Origin of the sequence: Anoxybacillus tepidamans PS2 (assembly GCF_000620165.1) — a bacterium.
Taxonomy (GTDB): domain Bacteria; phylum Bacillota; class Bacilli; order Bacillales; family Anoxybacillaceae; genus Anoxybacteroides; species Anoxybacteroides tepidamans_A.
The window spans coordinates 79,267-86,313 of the sequence record NZ_JHVN01000013.1 but is presented as its reverse complement, the minus strand read 5'-3'; the positions used below and the strand labels follow the sequence as shown (position 1 = coordinate 86,313).

5 protein-coding genes and 1 pseudogene are annotated in these 7,047 nt (G+C 39.5%); 2 read left to right on the top strand and 4 right to left on the bottom strand.

Translation table 11 applies throughout. The annotated features are described in order from the left end of the window. Positions 1 to 158: pseudogene (locus N667_RS19485) on the top strand (IS256 family transposase); the annotation flags it as partial. A 232-nt stretch (positions 159 to 390) separates the two neighbouring features. Here the strand turns inward: N667_RS19485 and N667_RS0111555 are convergent. The 3 genes from N667_RS0111555 to N667_RS0111545 all read right to left on the bottom strand — a co-directional run bounded on the left by N667_RS0111555 (position 391) and on the right by N667_RS0111545 (position 4,240). Further along, positions 391 to 1,704: an extracellular solute-binding protein gene (locus N667_RS0111555; RefSeq protein ID WP_027409724.1), complete on the bottom strand. Its 1,314-nt coding sequence runs from the start codon at positions 1,702 to 1,704 to the stop codon at positions 391 to 393. An 80-nt stretch (positions 1,705 to 1,784) separates the two neighbouring features. Further along, positions 1,785 to 2,570 (bottom strand): response regulator, encoded by a 786-nt coding sequence (locus N667_RS0111550; RefSeq protein ID WP_027409723.1) that lies wholly within the window; start codon positions 2,568 to 2,570, stop codon positions 1,785 to 1,787. Next, positions 2,567 to 4,240: a sensor histidine kinase gene (locus N667_RS0111545; protein WP_232223963.1), complete on the bottom strand. Its 1,674-nt coding sequence runs from the start codon at positions 4,238 to 4,240 to the stop codon at positions 2,567 to 2,569. Before N667_RS0111545 ends, N667_RS0111550 begins: the two co-directional genes overlap by 4 nt. Before the next feature lie 359 nt (positions 4,241 to 4,599). Between N667_RS0111545 and N667_RS0111540 the strand changes: the two genes are divergently transcribed. Then, the gene (locus N667_RS0111540) at positions 4,600 to 5,790 is read left to right on the top strand and encodes an ROK family transcriptional regulator (RefSeq protein WP_027409721.1); all 1,191 of its coding nucleotides are present in this window, start codon (positions 4,600 to 4,602) and stop codon (positions 5,788 to 5,790) included. A gap of 145 nt (positions 5,791 to 5,935) precedes the next feature. On the opposite strand, the gene N667_RS18630 is transcribed toward N667_RS0111540, so the two are convergent. Further along, positions 5,936 to 7,030: an aldose epimerase family protein gene (locus N667_RS18630; protein ID WP_051530036.1), complete on the bottom strand. Its 1,095-nt coding sequence runs from the start codon at positions 7,028 to 7,030 to the stop codon at positions 5,936 to 5,938. Between the last annotated feature and the right edge of the window lie 17 nt (positions 7,031 to 7,047).

Here is a 7,047-nt window from a genome sequence, read left to right as displayed (position 1 = left end):
TCAAACCGATGAACAGTTTGAGCAGTTTAGAAGCCGCTGAAAAAATCGTGTATTTGACGATTCAAGACTTTAACGAGAAATGGGCAGGGCGAAAGTTACGAGGATTTGCTGAAGCACAGGAGACGCTTCAACGAATGTTTGAAGAACGTTACAATTAACCAAATAATGTAAATGACAAACCAATAAAATAAGGGGATTCTCCCTTCCTGCACAAAAGACTGAATATTCAGTCCTTTTGTGGAGGGAACTAGTCCCCTATCCATTCCAAATCCATTTCAGAGATACCCTATCTATGTTGCATTACACAAAATTCTTGACGGTACCTCCCCTTTTCATGTTGAATAAAAAGGACATATGTTCAATATGTCCTTTTTGTTCAGCTTTTTCATTTCATTGCTTCTTGGACAGTACTTCTTGATGCTGTTTGGCAAAATCTTTTGGCGTCACTTCTTCACCGAACAATGATTGGATTAAATTCAAGTGTGTTTGCGCTGCTTCCGGATTCATTTGCACATCTGCAAATAATGTAATATTGCTAGCTTTATTTAATTCATTAAGTACATCAATATACATTTGCGGAAGGTGAATATTAGCCGTATCTACCTTCGTTGCAGGAATCACGCCTGCTTTTGTCACAGACTGTTCTCCCCATTTTTCAATAAAAAACTCCGTAAATTTTTTCGCTTCGTCTTTCACTTTAGAGTTTTGCGCGACAAACAATCCGACTCCCGGTCCTCCAACCCAGCTATCTATATTTCCTTTTCCGCCTTCAACGACGGGGAATTTAAAAAATCCTACTTTCTCCCGAAACTCTTTTGGAATATCTTCATTCGTTGTAAATTGCGGCAAATCCCACGTTCCCATCAAATACATCGCTGCTTTTTCATTCGTAAACTCCGCTTTCGCCTCGTCGTTCGATAAACCGTTAAACCCTTTAATAAACGCTTTCATTTTTACTAAATCTTGAATTTCTTCAGCTGCCCTGATTAGTCCTGGATCTTCGAATGTACCGCTTCCGTTAATCGCATTCTTTAAAGTGTCAGCACCGCCAATCCGGTCTGCTAAATACATGTACCACATGGATCCAGTCCAACGATCCTTGTTTCCGAGCGCAATAGGCGCAACACCGTTTTTTACAAGCGTTTGAACAACATTCTTAAAATCTTCATACGTTTTAGGTACTTCCAAATCATATTTTGCAAAAATTTCTTTATTATAGTAAACTGGTGTAATATTTAACTCTAGTGGAAGCGCATACGTTTTGTTGTTAACTTCATAAGCCTCTGTTGTGCCTGACACAAACTGATCCTTAAGGCCATTATCTAAAATATCATCAAGCGGCGCGAACAAATCTCCTTTGACATAAGGCTCCAAAAACCCTGCTGCCCATGTCATTCCTACATCAGGAAGCTCGTTAGAAGCAGCTAACACTTTTAGCTTGTTTTTATATTGTTCATTTTCTAAAACTTCTTGTTTTACTGTAACGTTTGGATTTTGCTTTTCAAATTCTTTAATAATATCATTGACAATCATGTTATGCTGTTTTGAGCTTCCGGCAGTCCAAAGATGCATAAATGTAATAGTTACTTTTTTACTGGTTCCAACTGAAGTTTCCTGTTCACCGCTCGAACTAGAGCACCCTGTTAATATGAGCATGAACGCCATAACGATGATGCACACCAATGAATGCGCTTTCTTAAACAAATTCAACTCCCCCTTTAAATTCCTTCGATTTGTTAAGATTATATCATCTGCTATTGGGGAAATAAGGTAACATTCATTGGCTAAAATTCTATTTCTTTTAGATGCTGCTTTCTAAAACGATGCGGAGTAACCCCTTCAAATTCTTTGAACAGTTTAATAAAATACTTGCTCGTTTGATACCCAACAGCGTCGGCAATTTCCTCAATGGATAAATCCGTTGTCACTAACAGACTTTTTGCTTTCTGCAACCTGCACCTTGTCACGTATTCACTAAATGTCATACTCGTTTCTTCCTTAAAAAGAACGCTAAAATAGCTCGCATTTAAATGTACATACATAGACACATCACGAAGGTTAAATGGTTTATGCAAATTCTCTTGAATATACTCGATCGCTTTCCTTATTGGAGCACAGCGGACATATCTTCGAATCTGAATTACTCGATCATCGACCATTTTTTCCAATATTTCTGCTTTTCGACGGTCCTCTGACACTTTCATCGCTTGCTCCACCGCCTCGATCAAATTACGTTTACTGACAGGCTTGAGAAGATAATTAATGACACCTAGTTGAATCGCCTCCTGAGCGTACTCGAATTCGGAGTAAGCCGAAATAATAATGACAACCGGCTTATGTTTTTGATGCATAAATGATTCAATAAGCTCAAGCCCAGTAATTTGGGGCATGCGAATGTCGGTCAATAACAAATCGATTCTTCTTTGCACGAGAATATCGATCGCCTCATCTCCGCTTGCCGCACAAAGAATCTCATATTTTCCCATCGCCCAGGAATCTAATGTTTTTTTCAATCCCATTCTTGTTCTTGGTTCATCATCGACAACTAAAATAGTTTTAAAATCGATCATAGTTTTTCACCATCGCTTGGGATTTTTAGAGAAACACTCGTTCCTCTTCCTAATTCACTATAAATCTTTAACTTCCGATCCTCTCCATAATAAAGTTGTAATCGTCGATTGACATTTACAATCGCCATGCCGCTTCCTTTTGATAGTGAAAACTCCTTGCCATTAAGCCTTTGGTTGATTTCGTGGAGCGTTTGTTCGTCAATCCCATTCCCGTTATCTATTACTCTAATAATCAAATCAGGAGAATCACTGCACTCCTCCACTGTAACCCATACGAAACCCGGCTCTGTTTTATTGCCAATGCCGTGTAAAACGGCATTTTCTACTAATGGCTGAATTAGCAGCTTGGGGATTTGAACTCCCAAACAATGAACAGGAACAACAATATTCCACAAGAGCCGCTTCCCCCATCTTAATTTCATAATTTCCATATAGCGCCGAATATGTTCGATTTCTTCTTGCAGCGTTACCCATTCGTCCTGTTTCGAGCTGCTCACAGTATAGCGAAAGAGTTCGGACATATAGAGAACAAATTCCGATAGCTCCTCTTCTCCCCTTTCAATCAGGGACCAGTAAAGAGCATCAAGTGTATTAAAGAGAAAGTGAGGATTGATTTGTGCCTGCAAAGCTTTCAATTCTGCATGATTGCGTACTATTTCTTTTTCATAAACGACTTGAATTAAATAATTAATATTTTCAACTAACGAGTTGTACGTATCATTTAATTCATTAATTTCAATCGTCGACGAAATCGGAGGACTCGGCCTTAGCCTACCGTCTTTCCCCCTCTGCATTGCTTTTGTCAGCTTTAAAATAGGTTTTGTAATCATTGTTGAAAGAAAAAAGGAACATATTAAAAAAATAAGAAAACCAATAACTCCTGAGAGTATGATCGTATTTTTCAGTACATCGATCCCTTTTGTAAGCGTTATCACAGATGTTACAATCATCAATTCCCATCCCGTTAAAGAGGAAGTGTGTGTCACAACCATATACTCTTCGTCTTTTATCCAAACATTTCGCTGCTTTGTATATAAAATTTTACTAATATTTCCTTTAAAATTAGAAAAGATAGGTGTGGAATCGCGATCTACAAGCACCGTATATCCCTTGTAGTTCTTAAAATCCGCAAATTGAAAATAATCGCGATTAATGCGAATCAATAAATATCCGCCCGGGGAAAACCATCGATCTATTAAACGAATTTGGCGAATCGCTAAAAAATAATTAGGGGATTTAGGATCTCGGCCGATCCATACCATTCTCCCTTTTGTCTCATTAGCTTGATGAACCCAATCGACTCCTATACGATTCACTAAATCCGTTTCATTTAGGGGAAATACTCTTTTGTAGTTGTCAGTATAAAGCTCAAATGATTGAATTCCATCGGAGTATGCTTGAAATGAGTTTACAATTTGCATTAAATTTTGCCGTTCACGAAATCCGAGATAACGACCGGTCGCCTCCCTTAGAAGCGCCTGCTGTACATATATATTTGTGGCAACTTGGTTCGTTAATGTATCCAACTGTTCATAGAGCGCCTCCAACCTTCCATTAGCTTGCACAATGGTTTGCTCGATTTGTTCCTCTGCATTCTTTTTTAATAGCATTGAAACGATATGAAATGTTGTAATTCCGACAAATAATAAAACAACTGTCATGACAAACATAAAAACTATCAAAATCCGATTGCGGAGTGTATTGAACCGATTGAATATTCTTTTCAACCACATAAGTACCAAATAACACCTTCCGTTCTTTAGAAAACAAAATGTCTTTCTTATTTTTTACCGCCTTTTTTCACATTGGGGAGTTACAACACATTTAAGGAGCATATTGATTCGTTAGTAAAAAATTGTTATGCTAAACTTTACATTGGAGTGAGTAAACTGTTGATTCGCAGTTGACGATACAGCAACGTCGATTTATATAAAATTATAGTTTTTATTATTTTGTTTGTCTACAAAACAAACAAAGTAAAGTGGAACTTTTCGAATTATTACGACAAATTGGTAAGCGGGTGATCAATTTGACAAAATTAACCGGAAATCCTCACTTAATTAAAAAGATTAACAAATCGCTTGTTCTTGAAATGATCCAAAGTGAAGGACCTATATCGCGTGCGGATGTAGCACAACGATTGGGCTTAAATAAAGGTACCGTGTCTTCTTTAGTCAAGGAATTAATGGACGAAGAGCTTGTGTATGAAATCGGCCATGGAGAATCAAGCGGCGGGCGGCGGCCAGTTTTATTACTGTTTAATGAAAAGGCTGGATATTCAATTGGCATCGATTTAGGGGTTCATTATATCCTTGGGGTACTGACCGACCTCCGAGGAAATATTATTAAGGAACACCATGTCACTTTTCATCATAAAGAATACTCAACTGTCCTTGCTCTTATTAAAGAAACGATCGGCTACTTACTAAACGATATGCCAAACAGTCGATATGGGCTAGTCGGCATTGGAATTGGCGTACCTGGAATTGTCGACAAAACAGGCACAGTCTTATTTGCGCCGAATTTATCTTGGAGAAATATGCCGCTCAAAAACGACATAGAAGCCTCTTTTCACGTTCCAGTTGTTATTGATAACGAAGCGAATGCCGGAGCTTACGGGGAGAAGCGCTGCGGTGCCGGACAAGAGTTCGATAATATCATTTATGTAAGCGCTGGAATTGGAATCGGGGTTGGTTTGGTGCTCAACGGCGATCTTTATAAAGGCACTAACGGTTTTTCCGGAGAAAGCGGACATATGACAATTGATGTGAACGGTCCCATCTGCCGCTGCGGAAGCAAGGGATGCTGGGAGCTATATGCTTCAGAACAAGCCCTTCTTGAAGGAGCGCAATCTCTTTCCATCACTGGTGAAGAGGAAGCAATCTCCTTGGAGACGTTGCTAGAGCTAGCTGCGCAAAACAATGAAGCGGTTCTTCAATTATTCGCACGCATCGGTCACTTCTTAGGGATCGGGATTAATAATTTAATCAATACCTTCAACCCGCAACAAGTGATCATCGGCAATCGATTATCAATGGCAAAACATTGGCTAGAACCGGCCATTCAGCAAACGATTGATACTCATACACTGCCGTTCCATCGCGAGAGCGTAAGCATTCATTTTTCAAAACTGTCTATTTATTCAGCAGCGTTAGGAATTTCCTTTTTCGCTATTGAAGATTTCTTAAAAAAGGGAGAAAGAATCGAGGTATTTCTATAAGCAGCAAAAGGGTATCCCCAAAATGCGGGATACCCTTTAATTTTACACTGCCTCCCCCATTAATAAGTTCCTCGAATCAATGAGTGCATTTGGTTTTTACAATATAATCCAAAGTTTACTTCACTGATTTCAAGCTCCGTACTCCCTAAACGACAGTACTTCTATTTCTGCCTCCATTTGAAATGTCTGCTTTTGTCGCTACGCTAAACTTATACCTTGTTACGGATGAATAGACCTCCCCCGCACGCAAAATCCAAGAAGGAAAGTGCGGATGGTGAACAGCATCCGGCAACCCTTGCGTTTCTAGACAAACTCCTAAATATTTACGCGATCGCACTCCGTAAATATCGACTCCATCAGGGAGCTGGTTTCCGGTGTATACTACCACTCCGGTTTCATCGGTCTCTACAGTCAACATTCGGCCGCTTTCTGGATCAAATAAAATAATTTCATGATCGTGATGCGCATTTAATAAAAACGGGTGATCATATCCTTGGCCCGCTAATGCGATTTGCGGATGATTCGCCTCAATCCCCTCTTTCATAACTTTTCCCGCCCGCAAATCAAATGGGGTATCAGTCACATCTAAAAACATGCCTGTTGGGATTAGCTCTTGGTTCAATTCTAAAAATTGATCGCTTTTAATTTTAAGTTGATGATTCAAAATATCCCGCTTCAAATTACCACTCAAGTTAAAATACGTATGGTTGGTCAAATTCAACGGCGTATCCCGATCGGAAATCGCCCGGTATGCAATCGTCAATTCGTTACGGTTATTCAATGTGTAAGTTACTTGGACATCGACTTTGCCTGGATACCCTTCTTCTCCATCACGGCTCGTATACGAAAACAGAACTCCGGTCTCATCCCCTATTTCGAATGTCGCCGCATCCCAAATTACGCGATGAAATCCTTTGATCCCGCCATGCAGATGGTTGCCGTTTTCATTTTTATGTAATGTATAGGTTGTTCCATTCAATTCAAAAGACGCTCCAGAAATTCTTCCGGCAACCCTTCCAATCACAGCACCGAAATACGGTTCGTTCGTGATATAAGGCGTAAACTCTTTAAAACCTAGTACGATATTTTCATAATTTCCATCCCGGTCAGGGGCTATAATTTTAGTAATAATACAGCCGTAATTAAGACAAGTCACTTCCATTCCATAGTTATTGCGGATCGTAAAAGCAGTAATCGGCTGCTGAGATAATTCCCCCCACGTTTTCTGAATAATCCTCATCTTCGCTCCCCTCCCTT